Genomic DNA, 18,715 nt, shown 5'->3' on the forward strand with positions numbered 1-18,715 from the left:
TAGGGTGAGGGGGTAACCAGCCAAAGACTCCATCCGCATCACCCCATCTTCCCCGGATTGAAAATCCCGGCCGGATCAAATTTTTCCTTCACGCGCGCCGAAAGCAGCGCCACCGCTTCGGGCTGCGGCTGGAAAGCCGCTGTCGTCGCGCGGTGGGCCGGGGTGGCGCGCATCAAGGTGGCATGCCCACCGCCTAAAGCATGAATGTAGCGCCTGAGCATATCGCCTTCGGGTTCTGCTTCCATGCGCATCCAGACAAGACCACCCTGCCAGTCATAATAGGCATCCACGCCTTCTTCCAGGCGAAGTGCCGCGACGAGCTGGTGGCCGATGCTGGGTGCCACGGACACACGCCAAACGGGGCGCGTCGTACCATCCGCATAGGGCTTTACATCGCGGATCTCGCGCCAGAGTCTGCGGCTGTCATCTTCTGCAAGGCGCTTCACCGACCCGAGCCGGGCCATCGCGGCGGTAAGCTTTTCGCCGCGGACCGAGACAGAGCCGGGGAGACCCTCAATGCGCAGCACAGTCGCCTCCCCTTGCGGCAGCTTGCCGTCGAGAAAGGACCAGGCGACGGTCAGCGGCAGATGGGCAGCGCCCGATACCTCGAGCGGCAGAGCCATGGCCGCAGCCATGGCATTGGCGGCTTCCGCATCGTTGAGGCCGGAGACGACGATCGTTTCCTCCGTCTTCGGCTTTGGCGGCACGCGGAACGTTACTTCGGTCAGAAGGCCGAGCGTGCCGTGCGAACCGGCCATTAGCTTGACGAGATCGAGGCCGGTGACATTCTTCATCACCCTTCCGCCGGCCTTGACGATCTCACCCCGGCCATTGACGAAGCGGACACCGAGCAGGCTGTCGCGCGCGGCACCGCTGACGAAACGACGCGGGCCGGAGACATTGGCCGCGAAAATGCCGCCGATCGTCGGCTCGCCTTCGGTCGCCATCAGTGGCCTATGATCCATGGGCTCGAAGGCCATCATCTGGCCGGCCTCGGCAAGAGCGGCCTCGATCTCCGCGGCCGGGGTGCCGGCGCGAGCCGTCATCACCATCTCACCTGGATTGTAGGCGACGATACCGGTCAGCTCACTTGACGAGAGCACCGCTTCGGACGCGACCGCATTGCCGAAGCCGGATCGCGTGTTGCCGCCGACGATCGCCAAAGCTCCGCCGCGTGCCGTGTGATCGCGGATGATGGAGGCCGCTTCCTCGTCAGTCCTGGGGTGAAATTCCGTCATGCGGCGTTGCGTCCGTCGAGCGGGAAGACCTTGGAAGGATTGAGAATCCAGCCGGGATCGAAGGCGGCGCGGACCGACATCATCTGGGCAAGATCGACATCGGCATATTGATGACGCATCAGGTCGCGCTTCTCGATGCCCACACCATGCTCGCCGGTGAGGCAACCGCCGGCATCGACGCAGAGCCGCAGGATATCGTTGCCGGCCGCTTCCGCCTTGGCTGCCTCATCGGGGTCATTGGCATTGAAGAGGATCAGTGGATGCATATTGCCATCGCCTGCGTGGAAAACATTGGCGACGCGCAGGCCATAGCGATCGACGATCTCCGTCGTCTTCTGCAGGACATAGGAGAGCTGGCTGAGCGGCACGGTACCATCCATGCAAATATAATCGGCGATGCGGCCGGTGGCACCGAAGGCGGATTTCCGGCCTTTCCAGATCAACGCCGCCTCGGTCGCCGACTGGCATTCGCGCACGGTCTTGACCTTGTGGGTGCGGGCAATGGCGACGATGCTAGCAAGCATATCGTCCATCTCCGCTTCGGAGCCCTCCACCTCGACGATCAGCAGGGCCCCTACATCAAGGGGATAGCCGGCTTTGGCAAAGGCTTCACAGATCTCGATCGCCGGCTTGTCCATGAATTCAATCGCAACAGGGATGATCCCGGCGGCAATCACATCGGCCACACAGGCGCCGGCCTCCTCGGAACTGTCGAAGCCGAAGAGCACCGGCCGGGCGCCTTCTGGCTTGGCGATGAGCCGCACTGTCGCCTCTGTGACAATGCCAAGCTGGCCTTCAGAGCCGCAGACAAGGCCGAGCAGATCGTAGCCCGCCGCATCCAGCGCCTTGCCGCCGAGATCGATGACGGTGCCGTCGGTCAACACCAGCTTGACGCCGAGCAGATTGTTCGTCGTGACACCGTATTTCAAGCAGTGGGCGCCGCCGGAATTCATGCCGATATTGCCGCCGATGGTGCAGGCAAGCTGCGAACTCGGGTCGGGCGCATAGAAGAAGCCGTCGGCCGAAACGCTTTCGGAGACGTGCAGGTTCGTCACCCCCGCCTGTACCGTCGCAGTGCGGTTGGCATAATCGATATCGAGGATGCGGTTCATCTTGGAGAGGCCGAGAACGACGGCATCCTCCTGCGGTATCGCGCCGCCGGAGAGCGATGTGCCGGCACCGCGCGGCACGACGGGAATGCCGTAGCGGTGACAATATTTCATGACGGCCGCCACTTCCGCCGTCGAGCGTGGCAAGGCGACGGCGAGCGGCAGGCGGCGATAGGACACGAAGGCATCGGTTTCGAAGGGCACGAGTTCGCGCTGCTCGTGGATCAGGCATTCCGGCGCGAGAAGATCCGCGAGGTCGGCAACGATCGCGCTGCGCCGCGCCAGAACATCCGCACGCGGCTCCAGAAATGAAATGGCCTCGGCCATGCGATCCTCCTTCTGCATCCCATTACGGACGCAGCCCCTTTTAGCGCATTACAGGCTTAGCGCTTTCCCAAGTTTGGAGCAAATGATAAGCACTTATTCCAAAACAGGAAATAATTCTGCATGACCAATTTAGGGGATCTCGAAATCTTCGCCAGCGTAGTTGCGACCGGCAGCATGTCCCTGACCGGCCGCGCACTCGGCTTTTCGCCGGCCGTCATTTCCAAGCGGATCAAGCGCCTTGAAGACAGGCTCGGTACGCGGCTTCTGCAGCGCACCACGCGGCAGATTTCGCTGACGGAAGCGGGTCAGGGTTTCTACGATCGGGTGCTTGCCATTCTTGCCGGGTTGGAAGAAGCGGAAGCCTATATTGCCGGGCGCTCTTCGCAAATGCACGGCACCCTGAAAATCTCCGCTCCGACATCCTTCGGCCGGATGCACATCGCACCGCATCTGAAATCCTTCATGCAGGCCCATCCCGAACTGGCGCTCAACCTCGTGCTCAGCGACGAATTCGTCGATATCGTCGGCGGCGGCTTCGATCTTGCCATCCGCATTGCCGAGCTCACGGATTCCAGTCTCGTCGCGCGCCGGCTCGCGCCGGTGCGCCGCGTGCTCTGCGCCTCCCCTGCCTATATCGACGCCCATGGCATGCCTGAGGATATCGACGATCTGCGCCGACATATCTGCCTACCTGCACACAATCTCGATCCGTGGCGGCTGGAGGGACCGAAAGGCAGCCTGATCTTCCGCCCCGAAGGCAGGCTCATCACCAATTCCAGCGAGGTCGTGCGCGAAGCCGTCATCGCCGGCCTCGGCATTGCGCTGCGTTCCACCTGGGATATCGGGCCGGAATTGCGGGACGGCCGCCTCGTTCAGGTGCTGCCGGCCTATGAAGGCTCGCACAATGTGACGCTATCAGCCGTTTACCCCAGCCGGCAGTTCCTGCCGGCGAAAGTACGCGTCTTCATCGACTTTCTGGCGGAACTTTACGGCCCTGTTCCCTATTGGGAGCGATGAGAACCCTTATAGGATCGAGGAGACCGTCATGTCCGCGCCCGAGACCATCCGTTCCGATCTTGATCTCAACTCGAAGACGCGCCTCACCGTGATGCTTGGCGATGTCACCAAGCTTTCGGTCGATGCCATCGTCAATGCGGCCAATAGCAGCCTGCTCGGCGGCGGTGGCGTGGACGGGGCGATCCATCGCGCCGCCGGGCCGGATCTCCTGGCGGAATGCCGGACGCTGAATGGTTGCAAGACCGGCCAGGCAAAGATGACCGGCGGATATCGTCTGCCTGCAACGCATGTGATCCATACTGTCGGCCCCGTCTGGAATGGCGGAAACCATGGCGAAGAGGAGTTGCTTGCCGACTGCTATCGCAACAGTCTCAACCTTGCCCGGCAACACGATCTGAAGACCATCGCCTTTCCTGCCATTTCCACCGGCGTCTATCGCTTTCCCGCCGAGCCGGCAGCGGGAATCGCGATCCGCACTACCCTTGCCGAAAGCGAGGATGGCGCGTTCGATGAGATCATCTTCTGCTGCTTCGGCGACGAAATGGCGGCACTCTACGAACGATTGCTGCCGCAGGCGCTGTCCGGAACCTGATGCCTATCGCGCGAGGTCGAGATAGGCGGAGGCGACTAGGGCATCGATGTCAGTGGGAACGGGGATGACGCAGGCTTCCTTGCCAAGGCTGCCCTTGGCGACCCTCTCCAGGCATCGCGCCTGCAGGGCAAAGCCGAGATCCATGGATTCGACGGTATTCCCCAGCGGACGCGGGCCGGCCAGATTGGCCATGTGGCCGCCGCCGAGAATGTGGAAGGCACGGCCATCTCGCATACGGACGGTCTCGATCTGCTCAGCTTCGTACTGATCGACGCCGGCGACATCGGGACTATCGCGGAAGCCTTCGACATCGATCTCATGCGGGAAGTGGCCGCCGTTCATCAGGATCGCGCCGTCCTTGATCAAGGGCAGATCGGCAACCGTGATAATGTCCGGATAGCCTGTCACAGTGATCAGGATATCGGCAGAGCGGATCGCCGATTCACGCAGCGGCGTCGTGAAGCCGTCGAGATGTGCTTCAAGCGTCGTAACCGGATCGATATCGACGACGCTGACGGTGGAGAATGCATTGCGGAAACATGTAGCGGTGCCCTTACCACAGGCACCGTAACCGAAGACGGTCACATGTTTGCCATTGGTGGAGCGGTTGGTGAAGCGCAGATAGCTCTCGAATAGGCTTTGCCCGACAGCATGGCGGTTTTCGGCGAACTGCTTGATCGGGCTGTCGTTGATGACGAGGATCGGCATGTTGAGCTTGTCGCGCATCGGCATCAGCCGGGTGCGGCCGGATGTGGTTTCCTCGGTGCCGCCAAGCAGATTAGCATAGGGCCTGCCGGCCGCGCGGGCGAAGAGATCGCCACCATTGTCGAGCAGCAGGTCCGGCTTTTCCGCCAGGATCGCGTCGAGGCTCGCACCATGCTCCTCCGCGTCGCGGGTCTGTGTCGCAAAGACCTTGATGCCCTGAGCGCGCAGATAGTCCACCGTTTCCGGCTGGGTGCTGTTGAGATTGCCGGTGCAGACGAGATCCGCGCCGCCGGCACGCAGCGTCATCAGCAGCGCAACGGTCTTCGGCTCAAGGTGAATGCCGGTGCCGATTGTGAGGCCGGCAAAGGGTTTTGTGTCACGAAATTCCGCTGTTGTGGCCGCCAGCAGACGGCAGCTGCGCGCCACCCAGTCGATACGCGAAAGAGAAGAAGGCTGATCCATGATGCGCTCCTGCCGGTTGGTTCGATGCCGCGATCTGGCATGATCCCGAAGGAGGTGTCGATGGACATTGCACTGCGTTGCATGGCAGAAAATCTGCCATATGAATGCGTCTCTCTTTGATGTTGTGCTAAGCTGGTTCGGCCCCCGCCTTGCTTAGCCAATCCGCCAATCGCACCAACGCCGGGTCCTTCACATCGCTGCTGCGAAGGCTGAGGCTATAGCCCGCCGGCCTACGGATGAAGCCGAATGGCGCGACCAAAGTACCGCGATCGAAATCCTCGCCAATGGCGGTGCGCGGGGCGATGGCGACCCCGAGGCCCGAGCGGGCGGCGCCGAGCGCAAGCAGCAGGTCTTCGAATTCGCGATTGCCGGCAAAGCGGATGGGGGCGTGACCGCTTTCGGCAAACCAATCCTCCCACAGGCTCGGGGCGGAACGGCTTGCAAGGGCAACGGCTCCGGCAAGTGCCGGAACACCGTTGGCAAGTCCGAGGCGATCGGCGACATCGGGCGTTGCGATGGGACCGAACTCATCCTCCATGAAGCGGATAGCGGTGATATCGCGCATCGGCCGGTATTCGCCGCCCATGATGACCGCTTCCAGGTCGGGGCGCTTGGCAAGCGGCTCGACTGTCGCCATCGGCACGATGTCGATATCGATATCCTGAAGTGCCGTCTGAAGCGCGGCGACGCGCGGCATCAGCCACCAGACGGCAAAAGCCGAGGGAACGCCGAGTCGAATCGACCGCGGTTCGCCAACGGAAAGTTCGGCGGAGGCCCGGGTGAGGATGCCAAAGGCGACACCAACGGAATCGGCGAATGCCCTGCCCTTCGCCGTCAGCACCAGCCTGCCGTTCTCCCGGTCGAACAGGGGTACGCCAAAATGTGCCTCCAGCAGGTTCAGCTGCTGCCTGATAGCCCCGCGCACGACGCCAAGCTCATCGGCCGCCTTCAGGACGCTGCCGCAGCGCGCAACCGCATCGAAAGCACGCAGCGCGTTCAAGGGCGGCAGGCGTCGAGGCGGGATGCGTTCGGACATAATAAGTTTTTCTTTCTTTCCAAAATGATAGCAGCCACATCCATGCGATTGCGCCATCTGCGGCACGAAAATGCTGTTGAATGTCGCTTTCAGCACAATCGCTGGCGAATATCAGAAGACAAATCTTTGCATTTTTCTCTACGCAACACTCAATAATTTTGTGGGAAATACCATATAGCCTTATATGGAGCGCAAAATTTTTCCGCACCGTGATAATATAGATTCCAGCCTTCACTCCAACTCTCAAAGGTGAACCGACAATTGGCCTTTCTCAGCCGCATAGCAAATGATGTGCAACTCATGTTTCGGCGTCCGCCGCGACAGCAATATGCTGCGCTTTGTTATCGGGTGAAAAAGAAAACCGGTCATCTTGAGATGTTGTTGCTGACCAGCCGCGACACTGGTCGCTGGGTCATCCCCAAGGGATGGCCTATGCCCGGCAAGCTCTCCCATGAAGTCGCTGCCCGCGAAGCCTATGAAGAGGCAGGCGTGCGCGGCGTGGTGGAAACTGAGCCGCTCGGCTCGTTCGGCTACGACAAGGTGCTCAAGGACGGCATCCAGGTGCCATGCCGCGTGCAGGTCTACGCTCTCGAAGTCAACGAACTCGTCAAGAACTTCAAGGAAAAGGGCGAGCGCTCCATGGAGTGGGTCTCCTGCGAGGAAGCAGCCGAACGCGTTCGCGAACCGGAACTGCACGATCTCATTCTCGCCTTCGCGCGCCGGATGCCGGCCGCTCCGGTGGTTTCGCAGGCCGAATAAGCCACATTACTCACAAAAAACTGTGCCAGTATGCTTGGTGGATATTGCGCGCCTTATCGGTCAGCGCAATACGAGAGTTTTGATTCAGAGAATTGCATGCCCGACCGACCGGCCACACCTGTAAAAAGGACGCTCGACAAGGACCTCGACAAATTCACCTATGTCGAGGACGCGACGCATCACGTCACGAGGCGTCTGGTGGCGCCGGGTATCGGCCTGATCTTCCTCGGTCTCGCCATGGTCTTCGCCGGCATCTACGTTTTCAACCAGCCGCGCGCGACGCTGATCTTTGCCGCCGTAGCCCTTGCCGGCTACATGGCCATGAACATCGGCGCGAAAGACGTCGCCAACAATGTCGGTGCGGCGGTCGGTGCGCGCGCGATCACCATGACGCAGGCCCTCGTCATGGCCGCCATCTTCGAGATCCTCGGCGCGACGATTGCCGGCGGCCCGGTCATCAATACGATCTCGACCCATATCGTCGATACCAATCGCATCGTCAGCATCGGCAAACTTGCCTGGCTGATGATGGCGGCCCTGCTTGCCGCAGCACTCTGGATCAATTTCGCCACCTGGCTAAAAGCGCCGGTTTCGACGACACATACGATCGTTGGCGCCGTCGTCGGCGCAGGTGCAGCCGCCGTCGGCCCGGAGCTGGTGAACTGGAACACGCTGGCGGCCATCTCGGCCGGCTGGGTGATAACACCCTTTCTCGGCGGCACCATCGCGGCCAGCATCCTCTACTTCATCGAGACCTTCATCATCTATCGCGACGACAAGATTGCCGCCGCCAGATATTGGATTCCGATCCTGATCGGACTGATGGCCGGCGCCTTCTCGGGCTATCTCGTGGTCCAGCTCGAACCCAAAGGTACGATACCCAATATCCTCAATCTTGCGATCGGCCTCAGTGTCGGCATCATCGCGTGGCTCGGCGCATGGCCGCTTGTGGCGGCGCAATCGGCGGGATTGGAAAACAAGAACAGCTCGTTGCGCAAGCTTTTCCGCCTGCCGTTGATCTGCTCTGCAGCCCTGATGTCCTTCGCGCATGGCGCCAACGACGTCGCCAACGCCATCGGCCCGCTCGCTGCGATCGTTCGCGATGTCGGGCTTGGCGGCTCGCTCACCGTCCTGGCCGAGACAAGCACGCAGAAGGCGCCCTTCTGGGTCGTCATGATCGGCGGCTGCGGCATCTCCGTTGGCGTTCTGCTCTATGGGCCGCGGCTCATCCGTCTGCTTGGCGAACAGATCACCAAGCTCAATCCGATGCGTGCCTATTGCGTCGCCGTGTCTGCGGCCCTCACCGTCATCGTCGCCGCCTGGTTCGGTTTCCCCGTGAGTTCGACCCACATTACCGTTGGCGCGGTCTTCGGCGTCGGCTTCTTTCGCGAGTGGTCCACCGTCCGTTCCAAGCGGCGATTTGACTATATGCGTAAAAAGGCCGAGGCGGCGGGCATACCCTGGAGCGAGCCGGAAGCCACGGATGAGCGCAATCCCGATGAGGTTCATCGCCGCCGGCTCGTGCGCCGCTCGCATTTCATGACCATCATCGCCGCCTGGGCGATCACCGTGCCGGTCGCTGCCCTGCTTGCCGCCGCCGTATATTGGGTTATGGTCGCGCTCTTCATTTAGAGCGGTTCGGCTTCTCGCCGGATCTTCGAGCCGCTCCATCTCAGTGTTCCAGTTAATTCCCGGGGGTAATCCATGCGCGCCAATTTCCGCATGCAGCGGCTGTACGTGACGGCAGACATCAAGGCTGGTACCGCCATCGAGGTTGACCAGGATCAGTTCAACTATCTCGCCAACGTGCTGCGCATGGAGGATGGTGCTGAACTTCTTGTCTTCAACGGCCGCGACGGAGAGTGGAAAGTCCGTGTCTCCTTCCCCACCCGCAAGCGCATCCTGCTGACGCCGGTCGAGGAGACACGCCCGCAGCCGGCCCCCTCCGACCTGCACTACCTTTTCGCGCCGCTGAAAGTCGGGCGATTGGATTATCTCGTGCAGAAGGCGGTCGAAATGGGCGCCGGCCTCTTGCAGCCGGTGATGACGCAGCATGTGCAGGGCAAGATCACCAACCTCGACAAGGTCAGGGCCAATGTCATCGAGGCAGCGGAGCAATGCGGCATCCTCGGCATTCCCGACGTGGCCGAACCTGTGAAGCTTGCCGATCTGCTCGCCCGCTGGCCGCGCGAGCGCCGCATCATCTATTGCGACGAGGGCGATGCCGGCCAAAATCCGCTGCCGCTTTTGACGCGGGTAAAGGAGAAGCATCTGGCGCTGCTGGTCGGCCCCGAAGGCGGTTTTTCCGAAGAAGAGCGCTCCCTCTTGCGCAGCCTCGATTTCGTTACCGCCATTCCGCTTGGCCCGCGTATTCTGCGTGCCGATACGGCGGCTGTTGCGGCCATGGCGGTGATCCAGGCCGCGATCGGCGACTGGAACTGAGGCTTCACTCAAGTATGGCAGCGACGGTCGCAACGATCAGCAGGATCGCCAGCGAGATGTTGACGATCCGCGAGATCTTCGGATCTTGAAGGAAACGGGATAGGGAAGCACCAACGAGAAGCCAGACCATATGGATGGCGACAATCATGGCCGTGAGCAGCGCGATCTTGGCGGCGGCGTCGAGCAGCCTCTGATCCTGGAACAGGCTGACACCGGCAAAGACGGCTGCGATCGCGAGATAGGCCTTCGGATTGGCAACGGCCAGCAGGAATCCACCGGAAAAGGCAGGCGCCGCGACCTGATCGTCGCGGCGAGACAACGGCGGCGCGGTGGCGATCTTGAAGGCGAGATAAAGGATATAGAGCGCCGAGACCACAGTCAGCAGGAGGGCACCATGCGGCACCGACAGCAGGACGGCAACGACGCCAGCCGCTACCGCGAGCAGAACAGCCACGGTGCCCGCAATAAGACCGGAGACGTAACCGAGCGACCGTCGGAAGCCGTATGCCGCTCCCATCGCCGTCGCGCTGATGGTGGAGGGACCGGGACTTCCCATGATGACGAGCGAAGCCAGAAGCAGCGTCAGTATAGGATAGTAAAGGCCGTTCGGACCGTTCATCGATATGCTCCGCCTGATGTCAGTGGAAGCAAAACTATCGGCGTGACTAGCGGGATGTCTTGAACGCTTGTGCAAATATGCCGGTGGCTGACACGGCTGTGATGCAGTTGCGAGACATAAAATCCTATTTTTTTGAACGACCCTTGAAAGAAATTCACTTGCACCGTACCTCAATCCGCGTCAATCACCCTCCTATTGACCTGCGGCTTGCGCGGGTTCTTCTCCGAGATCTAAGGTAATACCATGGCGCGCGATACTACCGACCAGACTCCGCTCTCCTCGGTCTCGGAAATGACGGCCTATCTGGCCGCAGGCTGCAAACCGCAGGAGAAATTTCGCATCGGCACCGAGCACGAGAAATTCGTGTTCTTCCGCGCCGACAACAGCCCTGTGCCCTATTTCGGCGAGGCCAGCATTTCCGCGCTCCTCACGGGGCTGCAGAAGAAGAGCGGCTGGGATCCCATCATGGACGGTGACAACATCATCGGGCTCGGTGAACCCTCGGGCATGGGCGCCATCTCGATCGAGCCGGGCGGGCAGTTCGAACTCTCCGGCGCGCCGCTCGAAACCATTCACCAGACCTGTAAAGAATCGAATGCCCATCTCGCGACGGTGCGCGAAATCGCCGAGCCGATGGACATCCGCTTCCTCGGCGTCGGCGGCAGCCCGAAATGGACGCTCGCCGAAACGCCGCGCATGCCGAAATCGCGCTACGAGATCATGACCCGCTACATGCCGAAGGTCGGCACCATGGGTCTCGACATGATGTACCGCACCTGCACCATCCAGGTGAACCTCGACTTTTCGTCTGAAGCCGACATGCGCCGCAAGATGCGCGTGTCGATGAAACTGCAATCGCTGGCAACGGCGCTCTTCGCCTCCTCCCCTTTCACCGATGGCAAGCCAAACGGGCTTTCCTCCTGGCGCGGCGAAATCTGGAAAGATACCGACAATCGTCGCGGCGGCCTGCTCGATTTCACCTTCAAGGATGATTTCGGCTTCGAAGACTATGTGAAGTGGGCGCTCGACGTGCCCATGTATTTCGTCGTTCGCGACGGCCGCTATCACGACTGTACGCACGTCACCTTCCGCCAGTTCATGGACGGTGCGCTGAAGGGTGAGATCGCCGATTGGGAGCCGACGATGGGCGACTGGACGAACCATCTCTCGACGCTGTTCCCCGATGTCCGCCTCAAGCGCTTCCTTGAGATGCGCGGCGCGGACGGCGGCCCCTGGCGTCGCATCTGTGCGCTGCCGGCCTTCTGGGTCGGCCTGCTCTATGACGACGAGGCACTGACAGCCGCCGACGAGCTGACCAAGGACTGGAACTTCCAAGAGGTCAATGCGCTGCGGAACGTCGTACCGGCACAGGGCCTGAAGGCGGCGATCAAGGGCCATGGCCTCCTCGAAATCGCTCGCGAAGTGGTCGGCATTTCCCGTCTCGGGCTGAAGAACCGCAATCGCTTGAATGGCGACGGGCAGGATGAAACCGTCTTCCTCGCACCGCTCGACGAAGTGCTCGCCAAGAAGGGCACGCTCGCCGACGATCTCTTGATGCTCTACAACGGCCGCTGGAACCAGTCGGTCGAGCCGATCTTCGAGGAATATCAGTACTGATAGGCGCTTATCTGCCGTCGTTGCCCAGCGACTTCACGGCAAAAACCGGTATGCGCCCTCCCTTTTCCGCTATACTATCGGAATCAAGCGCCGCCTGATTCCGAAGCGGCCTCCTAGAGCCGGATGATTTTAGGTCTGTTCGACCTAAAATCTGAATCCGCTCTAGAATCAAAGAAATAGAGCGTGATGTCATCCGAAAACCGCTTACACTTTTCGGCATCACGCTCTAGCGGGGAAAGGGACTTCGATGCTGCCACTCTTCGACATGATGATGCAGGCACAGAATGGCGCCGCCACGGACGCCATGGCCAAGCAGTTCAATCTGGCGCAGGAGCAGGCGACGAAAGCAATGGCCGCGCTGATGCCGGCCTTTTCCTCCGGCTTCAAGCGCAGCGCCACCGATCCCTATAATTTCGTCGGCGTGATGCGGGATATCTCATCCGGCAATTATGCCAAATATTTCGAGGACATGACCAAGGCCTTTACGCCCGAAGGCATTGCCGACGGCAATGCCGTGCTCGGACGGCTGTTCGGCTCGAAGGAGGTTTCCCGCGCGGTCGCTGCCCAGGCCGCACAGATGACCGGCATCGGCCAGGAGATTTACAAGCGCATGCTGCCCGCCATGGCCGATACGCTGATGGGCGGTCTCTTCAAGGAAACCAGCGGCCAGATCCCGCAGATGGCCAATCCCTTCCTCAACACCGATATGGGCGAGATGATGCAGGGCTGGCTGCAGAGCATCGGCTTTGCGCCCAAGCAGCAGCCGACGCCGCAGGCGAGCATCTTCGACAATCCTTTCACCCAGGCAATGGAGCTGATGTTCGGCGCCGATTCGGTCAAGCGCGAGAAGCCGGCGCCGACCAATCCTTTCCTCGACAATCCCTTCGCCAAGGCGTTTCAGGACATGATGAAGAACTTCCCGATGCCGTCAGAGCCGCCGAAGGAAGAGCCGAAGGCCAAGCCCGCCGTCGGCGTCGACATGGCGGCCTATACCGAGATGTTCAACGCCATGTTCGACAGCGGCCTCGAAGTGCAGAAGACCTATCAGAAAAACATGGAAGCGATCTTCGACAGCTATTTGAAGAGCGAGGACAAGCCTGCTCCGAAACAGAAGTGATGCTTGGCTACTTGCTTTCGATTCCTGCTCACTGTTCGCAATTCCGCACAGCCTGTACACATTGCGCCCAGTTATCATACACTGCGACTGAGCCTATTTCTGCTTTCATCTTGAAAAGGAGATAGCCATGTCCAGCATCGATCAATCCGGAAGCTTCACCCTCGGCAACCTCAAGGTCAAACGGCTCGGCTACGGCGCCATGCAGCTTGCAGGCCCCGGCGTCTTCGGCCCGCCGAAGGACCACGAGACGGTACTCGCGGTTCTGCGCGAAGCCATCGCCTCCGGCATTGACCATATCGATACCAGCGATTTCTACGGTCCGCATGTGACCAACCAGCTGATCCGGGAAGCGCTCCATCCCTATCGCGACGATCTCGTCATCGTCACAAAAATCGGCGCACGGCGCGGTGCGGATGCCTCCTGGCTCCCGGCCTTCTCCGCCGATGAGCTGAAGCAGGCGGTGCACGATAATCTAAGCAATCTGGGGCTGGATGTACTCGACGTCGTCAATCTCCGCGTCATGATCAACCCGCACCACCCGACCGAGGGTTCGATCGAGGCACCACTGACCGCCCTTGCGGAACTTAAGCGGCAGGGTCTGGTGCGCCATATCGGGCTGAGCAACGTCACACGCAGCCAGATTGCCGAGGGACGCAAGATCACCGAGATCGTCTGCGTCCAGAACCTCTACAATCTGGCGCAGCGTACGGATGACGCGCTGGTTGATGAGCTTGAGCGCGACGGGATCGCCTATGTGCCGTTCTTCCCGCTCGGCGGCTTCACGCCGCTGCAGTCCTCAGCGCTTTCCGATGTCGCTGCCCGGCTGAACGCAACGCCCATGCAGGTGGCTCTTGCCTGGCTGCTGGAGCGTGCCCCCAATATCCTGCTCATTCCCGGTACGTCGTCGCTTACGCATCTCAAGCAGAATATCGCGGCTGCGGAACTCAAGCTGCCGGAGGATGCGATTGCCGAACTCGATCGCATCGCCAGCACCAGCCACGCCTGACGCCCCTTCACCGATCCGAGGGGAATCGAGCAGGCAACTCGAGCCGCGTCTCTATGCCGATATTGTCGAGAAACACCTCATCGTGGCTGACGACCAGAAGCGAGCCGTCATAGGCCCGCAGCCCGGCCTCGACCGCCGCGATCGAATCGATATCGAGATGGTTGGTCGGTTCGTCGAGGATCAACAGCGATGGCGGCACCGTGCCGCCGAGCACGCAGGCAAGCCCGGCGCGCAGAAGCTGGCCGCCGCTCAGACTGGAGGCGGTCTGCAACGCGGCATTAGCCCGGAACATGAAGCGCGCCAGGGCAGCCCGGCAGGCATTTTCATCCGCATAAGGGTTGATCCTGCGGAAATTGTCGCGGATCGAAATCGATGGATCGAGAAGGCTGACCCTTTGGTCCAGTAAAGCGGAATGGACGACCCGCACCGTGCCGCTCCAGGGTTTTAGCGCGCCGGAGACCAGCGCCAGCAGTGTCGTCTTGCCCGAGCCGTTCGGCCCGGTGACGGCAACGCGTTCCGGCCCCGTCATGATGAAATTGAAGTCGCGCAGGATTGGCCGCTCTGGCTCGTAGCCAGCAGTGACGCCTTCCATCTTGAGGACGATCCTGTTTGCTGGCAATCCTGATGTCGGCAGCTTCACGGTCAGCGGCTGTAGAACCTCTATCTTCTCGCGGGCGGCAGCGGCATCCTGCAGAGCCTGGGCGCGGCGGCGTTCGGCGAGCCGCGTATTCTCCGCGCTTGTCATTTCAGCCCGCTCCTTCAAGCCGCCGAGCATGATGCGCGGAATACCGCCCTTGGCCGCCATCTTCCGGCCCGCCTTGTCTCGCCGTGCCTGCCGTTCGATGGCCGCCTGGGCGCTTCTTTCGACTTCGGCGACACGCTTCTCTGCCTCGGTAAAATCATGTTCGGCGGCGGAAAGCTCCAGCGCCTTGCGTTCGCGATACTGCGTCCAGTTGCCGCCGTAACGGGAGGCGCCGAGCGATGTCAGTTCGACAATCGCATCCATGGTGTCGAGCAACTCGCGATCGTGGCTGATGACGATGGCACCTGCCCTCCAGCCCGCAAGCAGATCGATGACAGCTGCGCGGCCGTCGCGATCGAGATTGTTTGTGGGTTCGTCGAGAATGAGAAAATCGGGATCGTCGACGATAAGGGCAGCAAGACCGCAACGGGTGCGCTGTCCCCCCGACAGGGTCACGAGAAGCGTTTCCGGGACGACGTCCAGCCCAACACGATCAAGAGCCGCGGCAATGCGTGACTCGAGCGTCCAGTCAGCCAAGGCGAGTTCATCATTGGTCGCCTCGCCGGCTTCCGCCCGCTTCAGGACAGCAAGGGCTTCGCTTGCACCGACGAGATCGGCGACGGTTTCGTCCGCCTCCACCTGCACGCTCTGGCGCAGGATTCCCAATCGGCCGTTGAACGAGATGCTGCCGGATTGCGGCTGCAGCTCGCCGGAGATCAGCTTGGTCAGCGTCGTCTTGCCGACGCCGTTGCGTCCGACAAGGCCGGTGCGCTCGGCGCCGAAGCTCAGATCGAGATGGGAAAGAAGCGGCCGGCCGTCAGGCGTGGACCACGAGAGATTGGATAGAACGATGGATATGGGCATGAGCAAGAATGTCCTCGATGGCAAGGCTGAACGGCATTGCGGTCGAGATGGAATCCATTGCTGCACACATCCTGTTGGTATCAACGATGCTCATAAATTAGGCGAGCGGCATCATCAGTTCAAGTCCTGCGAGTGAAGATGCAGGCATTTCACGTATTGGCATCGATGGCGCCAAGGAAGTCGATGACACGCTTCCAGGTGAGATCGGCGGCCTGGGCGTTATAATCCGGCAGGCTGGCATCGGTGTATAGGTGGCCGCCGCCCGGATACCGAAAGATTTCTGCCGCGATGCCGGACTTGGTGACGCCTTGCCGCCAGGTGGCAACGTCTTCCTCCGGTTCGAATGGATCGGGATCTGCCAGATGAAGCTGCAGGGGCAGACCCTTGCGGGCATTTTCGGCGATGGAGGCAATGCCATGCAGGAACAGGATGCCGGCGGTCTTTTCCCGCTTGGGCCAGAGGCTGGCGGCGACGGCGGCGCCCATCGAAAAGCCGGCCAGCACGGTCGAGGCCGGCAAACCGGCCAACGCCCATTCGGCGCGCTCGCAGATCGTCGGCCAGCCGATCTCGTCCTTGAATTCGAACCCTTCTTCGATCGACCGGGCGATCAGGCCGTCATAGAGATCCGGCGCGAAAGCCTTGTGGCCTGCCGCCTGCACACGCTCGACCGCCTCATGCTCGAGTGAGCGCAGACCATAGACGGAATGGAAGAAGATCACAGTTGCCATCATCGCTTCCCTATTATCGGATCTGGTCGTTAGATAAGACAGTTGCCGCCGGAAGCAACTTGCCCGCGCATGATCTATGGCGGAAACACGGTCTTCAGAAAGAAAAAACCCGGTGTTGGCCCTTGGGCCGAACACCGGGAAAGAGGCAGGGCTTATTGGCTATCACCCTGCGGGGAAACTATTGTCCGCCATCAGCCTCTTAAGCTGCTGGAGGCAGAGAGGCGCGTGCAGCGACGCGCGGAATTGGTGAGATGGCCGGACGGATCCCCGAAGAAGGTCGAGGTGGTCAGCGCAGCGTTCAGATCCTGCCTGGTGAGGCCGATATCGTGCAGCTGACTGTCGTTCAGCTCATTCAGATATTCGATTTCCTTGCGATTTCGGATTGCGCGCCAGATCGATGCGACATTGCTCAAAGCAAGCATAACCCGTGCCGTCAGCGACAGCGATGGCGTTGCTAGGCCGAGGTCAAGGGTCCGATCTGTCGTGCGCATTTCCGTATTCCTTTTCTTTGGGCACACGCGAGCCCAGCCCCTTTTCGGCGATCCGGAAAAGGGGCGTAGGCCGGGAGGAGTTCGACAGGTGTTTCTGTTCGATTGGTATGCTGAATTGCATTCGGAAGATGCCAAAGGCCTATTGATCAGTCCAACGAATGTTTCTAATGATAACTATCAAACTCCTTTATAGGTGAGCCCATGTCCGCGCCGCTTGATATCGATCAGTTGCAGACCTTCATCGCAATCGTGGATTCCGGAAGCTTCACCAAGGCGGCCGACCGGGTGTTCAAGACACAATCGGCCGTCTCCATGCAGATGCGCCGGCTGGAAGAGCGCGTCGGCAAGCAGCTTTTCATCAAGGATGGACGCGGCAACCGCCTGACGGCGGAAGGCGACAAGCTGCTGAACTATGCCCGCCGCATCATTCGCCTGAACAACGAGGCCATCGCCGCTTTCGATGACAACCGTCTCGAAGGCACGCTGCGCATCGGCACACCGGACGATTATGCCGATCGCTACATGCCCGAAATCATCGGCCGTTTTGCGAAGACGCATCCGAATGTCGAGCTCTACATCGTCTGCGAGCCCTCGGTCGACCTTGCCGAGCGCATGCATCGCGGCGAGCTCGATATCGCGCTCGTCACCCACAATCCGCGCGAACGCATGTCGGACGTCGTTCGAACGGAGCCGCTCTGCTGGGTCGGCTCGGCCAACCATCCGCTGCGCGATGATGCGCCCATTCCGCTCGCCGTCGGCCGTCGCGACTGTCAGTGGCGCCAGCTCGCCTGCTCGGCGCTTGATGCCGGCGGCCGCGACTATCAAATCCTGTTCACCAGCTGGTCCTGCACTGTCGTTGCCGCGGCCGTACTTGCTGGCATGGCGGTTTCGGTCATGCCGGAATCGGCGCTCAGGACCGGCATGAAGGTACTGACCCAAGCCGATGGCTTCCCACCGCTGCCGCCGGTGCAGATCGGCATCATGAAGCGGGCCGGCCTTTCCGTATCGCTGATGAACGCCATCACAGCGCATATCTCCGCCTGCCTCGACAACATCACGCCGGCTGCGGTGGATGACGATCTTGATGGCGAGGTGAAAACCTACACGCGCTTCTATCCGCGACTGCGCGCCGGGCACATTCTACCGGGCTGGTGAGCTCGAAGCGCACCAGCCTGTTACTTTCGAGTGGTTACTGCTCCGGCTCCGCCAGCAGGGTGGCGCGGATCACCTGCTTCCATTCGTGCAACATGCGCTTTGCCATCTCGTCGTCGCTCATGATGGCAAAGCGGACGGATGCGCCGATCAGATGGCTGAACAGCTGCGTGCGCGCCTCGAGGTCGATGCGGCTTTCAGCCGGCAGAAAAGGCCGAATGCTGTCCAGGAAAATTTCGGCGACACGATTGCTGTGTTGAATGTTGAGCTGAAGGATATCCCTGTCGATGTCCGTACCTAGCCAGACGCCGAGATAGGCGGGATCGCTGCGAAACTCGCGATAATACCAATCGATCATGGTGCAGACGAGCTCGATGGCGTGATCGAGCGATGTCACGAAGGCAAAAGCCTCTCCCACCTTTAGCCTGATGCGGCTGGAATGCCGTTCGAGCAAGGCACGGACGATCGCCGCCTTGTCCGGAAAATACTGATAGACGGAGCCGATCGGGATCGCGGCAACCGCAGCCAGCTCGGTCATCTTCATCGCGCTCACCCCCTTCTCGGCGATCAGCGCGGCCGCGACCGACAGAATGGCATCGACACGCTGGATGCTTCGCTCCTGCTGTGGCCTCTTTCGGAACGTAATGCGGTCGGGACTATCCGGATTCATGCTCTTCCCGTTTCATTCTCAC

19 protein-coding genes are annotated in these 18,715 nt (G+C 60.8%); 10 read left to right on the top strand and 9 right to left on the bottom strand.

Annotated elements, in window-relative coordinates; all coding sequences use genetic code 11:
- Positions 1-38 precede the first annotated feature (38 nt).
- Both GDN47_RS14815 and GDN47_RS14820 read right to left on the bottom strand, forming a co-directional pair.
- Positions 39-1,238: an FAD-binding protein gene (locus tag GDN47_RS14815; RefSeq protein WP_152093669.1), complete on the bottom strand. Its 1,200-nt coding sequence runs from the start codon at positions 1,236-1,238 to the stop codon at positions 39-41.
- Entirely contained in the window at positions 1,235-2,674 is a 1,440-nt protein-coding gene (locus tag GDN47_RS14820; RefSeq protein ID WP_152093670.1) for an FAD-linked oxidase C-terminal domain-containing protein, read from the bottom strand. The genes GDN47_RS14815 and GDN47_RS14820 overlap by 4 nt, the downstream gene beginning before the upstream one ends.
- A gap of 120 nt (positions 2,675-2,794) precedes the next feature.
- On the opposite strand from GDN47_RS14820, the gene GDN47_RS14825 reads away from it, so the two are divergent.
- A complete protein-coding gene (locus tag GDN47_RS14825; protein WP_113330134.1) occupies positions 2,795-3,691 on the top strand; it encodes a LysR family transcriptional regulator in 897 nt (298 codons plus the stop codon).
- Between the two features lie 28 nt (positions 3,692-3,719).
- Positions 3,720-4,283: an O-acetyl-ADP-ribose deacetylase gene (locus tag GDN47_RS14830; RefSeq protein ID WP_152093671.1), complete on the top strand. Its 564-nt coding sequence runs from the start codon at positions 3,720-3,722 to the stop codon at positions 4,281-4,283.
- A gap of 3 nt (positions 4,284-4,286) precedes the next feature.
- Here GDN47_RS14830 and GDN47_RS14835 read toward each other — a convergent pair whose 3' ends face one another.
- Together GDN47_RS14835 and GDN47_RS14840 are read right to left on the bottom strand one after the other, a co-directional pair.
- Positions 4,287-5,450, bottom strand: coding sequence for an adenosylhomocysteinase (locus tag GDN47_RS14835; RefSeq protein WP_152093672.1), 1,164 nt, complete (start codon positions 5,448-5,450; stop codon positions 4,287-4,289).
- Between the two features lie 127 nt (positions 5,451-5,577).
- Positions 5,578-6,486, bottom strand: a complete 909-nt coding sequence (locus GDN47_RS14840; RefSeq protein WP_152093673.1) for a LysR substrate-binding domain-containing protein — start codon at positions 6,484-6,486, stop codon at positions 5,578-5,580.
- Positions 6,487-6,786: 300 nt separating this feature from the next.
- On the opposite strand from GDN47_RS14840, the gene GDN47_RS14845 reads away from it, so the two are divergent.
- From GDN47_RS14845 to GDN47_RS14855, 3 genes are all read left to right on the top strand, one after another.
- Positions 6,787-7,245, top strand: a complete 459-nt coding sequence (locus GDN47_RS14845) for an NUDIX hydrolase (RefSeq protein WP_113330131.1) — start codon at positions 6,787-6,789, stop codon at positions 7,243-7,245.
- 96 nt (positions 7,246-7,341) lie between these two features.
- Positions 7,342-8,877, top strand: a complete 1,536-nt coding sequence (locus GDN47_RS14850) for an inorganic phosphate transporter (protein WP_152093674.1) — start codon at positions 7,342-7,344, stop codon at positions 8,875-8,877.
- A gap of 72 nt (positions 8,878-8,949) precedes the next feature.
- Positions 8,950-9,687, top strand: a complete 738-nt coding sequence (locus GDN47_RS14855) for a 16S rRNA (uracil(1498)-N(3))-methyltransferase (RefSeq protein WP_113353818.1) — start codon at positions 8,950-8,952, stop codon at positions 9,685-9,687.
- Between the two features lie 4 nt (positions 9,688-9,691).
- Here the strand turns inward: GDN47_RS14855 and GDN47_RS14860 are convergent, their stop codons facing one another.
- Entirely contained in the window at positions 9,692-10,306 is a 615-nt protein-coding gene (locus GDN47_RS14860; protein ID WP_152093675.1) for a LysE family translocator, read from the bottom strand.
- Between the two features lie 243 nt (positions 10,307-10,549).
- Here GDN47_RS14860 and GDN47_RS14865 point away from each other — a divergent pair, with 243 nt between their 5' ends.
- From GDN47_RS14865 to GDN47_RS14875, 3 genes are all read left to right on the top strand, one after another.
- Positions 10,550-11,923, top strand: a complete 1,374-nt coding sequence (locus tag GDN47_RS14865; protein ID WP_152093676.1) for a glutamate--cysteine ligase — start codon at positions 10,550-10,552, stop codon at positions 11,921-11,923.
- A 247-nt stretch (positions 11,924-12,170) separates the two neighbouring features.
- Complete coding sequence (locus GDN47_RS14870; RefSeq protein ID WP_113395715.1) at positions 12,171-13,040, top strand: DUF937 domain-containing protein; 870 nt, start codon at positions 12,171-12,173, stop codon at positions 13,038-13,040.
- A 127-nt stretch (positions 13,041-13,167) separates the two neighbouring features.
- Complete coding sequence (locus GDN47_RS14875; protein WP_152093677.1) at positions 13,168-14,046, top strand: aldo/keto reductase family oxidoreductase; 879 nt, start codon at positions 13,168-13,170, stop codon at positions 14,044-14,046.
- Between the two features lie 7 nt (positions 14,047-14,053).
- Here GDN47_RS14875 and GDN47_RS14880 read toward each other — a convergent pair whose 3' ends face one another.
- Positions 14,054-15,652: an ABC-F family ATP-binding cassette domain-containing protein gene (locus GDN47_RS14880; protein ID WP_152093678.1), complete on the bottom strand. Its 1,599-nt coding sequence runs from the start codon at positions 15,650-15,652 to the stop codon at positions 14,054-14,056.
- Here GDN47_RS14880 and GDN47_RS32015 point away from each other — a divergent pair.
- Positions 15,651-15,788, top strand: coding sequence for a hypothetical protein (locus GDN47_RS32015; protein ID WP_162746318.1), 138 nt, complete (start codon positions 15,651-15,653; stop codon positions 15,786-15,788). The genes GDN47_RS14880 and GDN47_RS32015 overlap by 2 nt on opposite strands.
- A gap of 13 nt (positions 15,789-15,801) precedes the next feature.
- Here the strand turns inward: GDN47_RS32015 and GDN47_RS14885 are convergent, their stop codons facing one another.
- Positions 15,802-16,380 (bottom strand): dienelactone hydrolase family protein, encoded by a 579-nt coding sequence (locus GDN47_RS14885; RefSeq protein ID WP_113390242.1) that lies wholly within the window; start codon positions 16,378-16,380, stop codon positions 15,802-15,804.
- Between the two features lie 191 nt (positions 16,381-16,571).
- Positions 16,572-16,871, bottom strand: a complete 300-nt coding sequence (locus tag GDN47_RS14890) for a YjiS-like domain-containing protein (RefSeq protein WP_113390243.1) — start codon at positions 16,869-16,871, stop codon at positions 16,572-16,574.
- Between the two features lie 201 nt (positions 16,872-17,072).
- Between GDN47_RS14890 and GDN47_RS14895 the strand changes: the two genes are divergently transcribed.
- Positions 17,073-18,026 carry a LysR substrate-binding domain-containing protein gene (locus GDN47_RS14895; RefSeq protein ID WP_069612360.1) on the top strand — a complete coding sequence of 318 codons (954 nt, stop codon included), beginning with the start codon at positions 17,073-17,075 and terminating at the stop codon, positions 18,024-18,026.
- Between the two features lie 34 nt (positions 18,027-18,060).
- Here the strand turns inward: GDN47_RS14895 and GDN47_RS14900 are convergent, their stop codons facing one another.
- On the bottom strand, positions 18,061-18,693 hold the full coding sequence (locus GDN47_RS14900; RefSeq protein WP_069612359.1) for a TetR/AcrR family transcriptional regulator: 633 nt from the start codon (positions 18,691-18,693) through the stop codon (positions 18,061-18,063).
- Positions 18,694-18,715: the final 22 nt, after the last annotated feature.

This window comes from Martinezella dioscoreae, assembly GCF_009176305.1.
GTDB lineage: Bacteria > Pseudomonadota > Alphaproteobacteria > Rhizobiales > Rhizobiaceae > Rhizobium > Rhizobium dioscoreae.

What these genes read in the sequence shown, in the direction of transcription:
- GDN47_RS14815 (WP_152093669.1), bottom strand. Translation starts at nt 1,238, where the DNA reads ATGACGGAATTTCACCCCAGGACTGACGAGGAAGCGGCCTCCATCATC.
- GDN47_RS14835 (WP_152093672.1), bottom strand. Translation starts at nt 5,450, where the DNA reads ATGGATCAGCCTTCTTCTCTTTCGCGTATCGACTGGGTGGCGCGCAGC.
- GDN47_RS14820 (WP_152093670.1), bottom strand. Translation starts at nt 2,674, where the DNA reads ATGGCCGAGGCCATTTCATTTCTGGAGCCGCGTGCGGATGTTCTGGCG.
- GDN47_RS14890 (WP_113390243.1), bottom strand. Translation starts at nt 16,871, where the DNA reads ATGCGCACGACAGATCGGACCCTTGACCTCGGCCTAGCAACGCCATCG.
- GDN47_RS14830 (WP_152093671.1), top strand. Translation starts at nt 3,720, where the DNA reads ATGTCCGCGCCCGAGACCATCCGTTCCGATCTTGATCTCAACTCGAAG.
- GDN47_RS14860 (WP_152093675.1), bottom strand. Translation starts at nt 10,306, where the DNA reads ATGAACGGTCCGAACGGCCTTTACTATCCTATACTGACGCTGCTTCTG.
- GDN47_RS14845 (WP_113330131.1), top strand. Translation starts at nt 6,787, where the DNA reads ATGTTTCGGCGTCCGCCGCGACAGCAATATGCTGCGCTTTGTTATCGG.
- GDN47_RS14875 (WP_152093677.1), top strand. Translation starts at nt 13,168, where the DNA reads ATGTCCAGCATCGATCAATCCGGAAGCTTCACCCTCGGCAACCTCAAG.
- GDN47_RS14870 (WP_113395715.1), top strand. Translation starts at nt 12,171, where the DNA reads ATGCTGCCACTCTTCGACATGATGATGCAGGCACAGAATGGCGCCGCC.
- GDN47_RS14855 (WP_113353818.1), top strand. Translation starts at nt 8,950, where the DNA reads ATGCGCGCCAATTTCCGCATGCAGCGGCTGTACGTGACGGCAGACATC.
- GDN47_RS14825 (WP_113330134.1), top strand. Translation starts at nt 2,795, where the DNA reads ATGACCAATTTAGGGGATCTCGAAATCTTCGCCAGCGTAGTTGCGACC.
- GDN47_RS14865 (WP_152093676.1), top strand. Translation starts at nt 10,550, where the DNA reads ATGGCGCGCGATACTACCGACCAGACTCCGCTCTCCTCGGTCTCGGAA.
- GDN47_RS14885 (WP_113390242.1), bottom strand. Translation starts at nt 16,380, where the DNA reads ATGGCAACTGTGATCTTCTTCCATTCCGTCTATGGTCTGCGCTCACTC.
- GDN47_RS14840 (WP_152093673.1), bottom strand. Translation starts at nt 6,486, where the DNA reads ATGTCCGAACGCATCCCGCCTCGACGCCTGCCGCCCTTGAACGCGCTG.
- GDN47_RS14850 (WP_152093674.1), top strand. Translation starts at nt 7,342, where the DNA reads ATGCCCGACCGACCGGCCACACCTGTAAAAAGGACGCTCGACAAGGAC.
- GDN47_RS14895 (WP_069612360.1), top strand. Translation starts at nt 17,073, where the DNA reads ATGTCCGCGCCGCTTGATATCGATCAGTTGCAGACCTTCATCGCAATC.
- GDN47_RS14900 (WP_069612359.1), bottom strand. Translation starts at nt 18,693, where the DNA reads ATGAATCCGGATAGTCCCGACCGCATTACGTTCCGAAAGAGGCCACAG.
- GDN47_RS14880 (WP_152093678.1), bottom strand. Translation starts at nt 15,652, where the DNA reads ATGCCCATATCCATCGTTCTATCCAATCTCTCGTGGTCCACGCCTGAC.
- GDN47_RS32015 (WP_162746318.1), top strand. Translation starts at nt 15,651, where the DNA reads ATGAGCAAGAATGTCCTCGATGGCAAGGCTGAACGGCATTGCGGTCGA.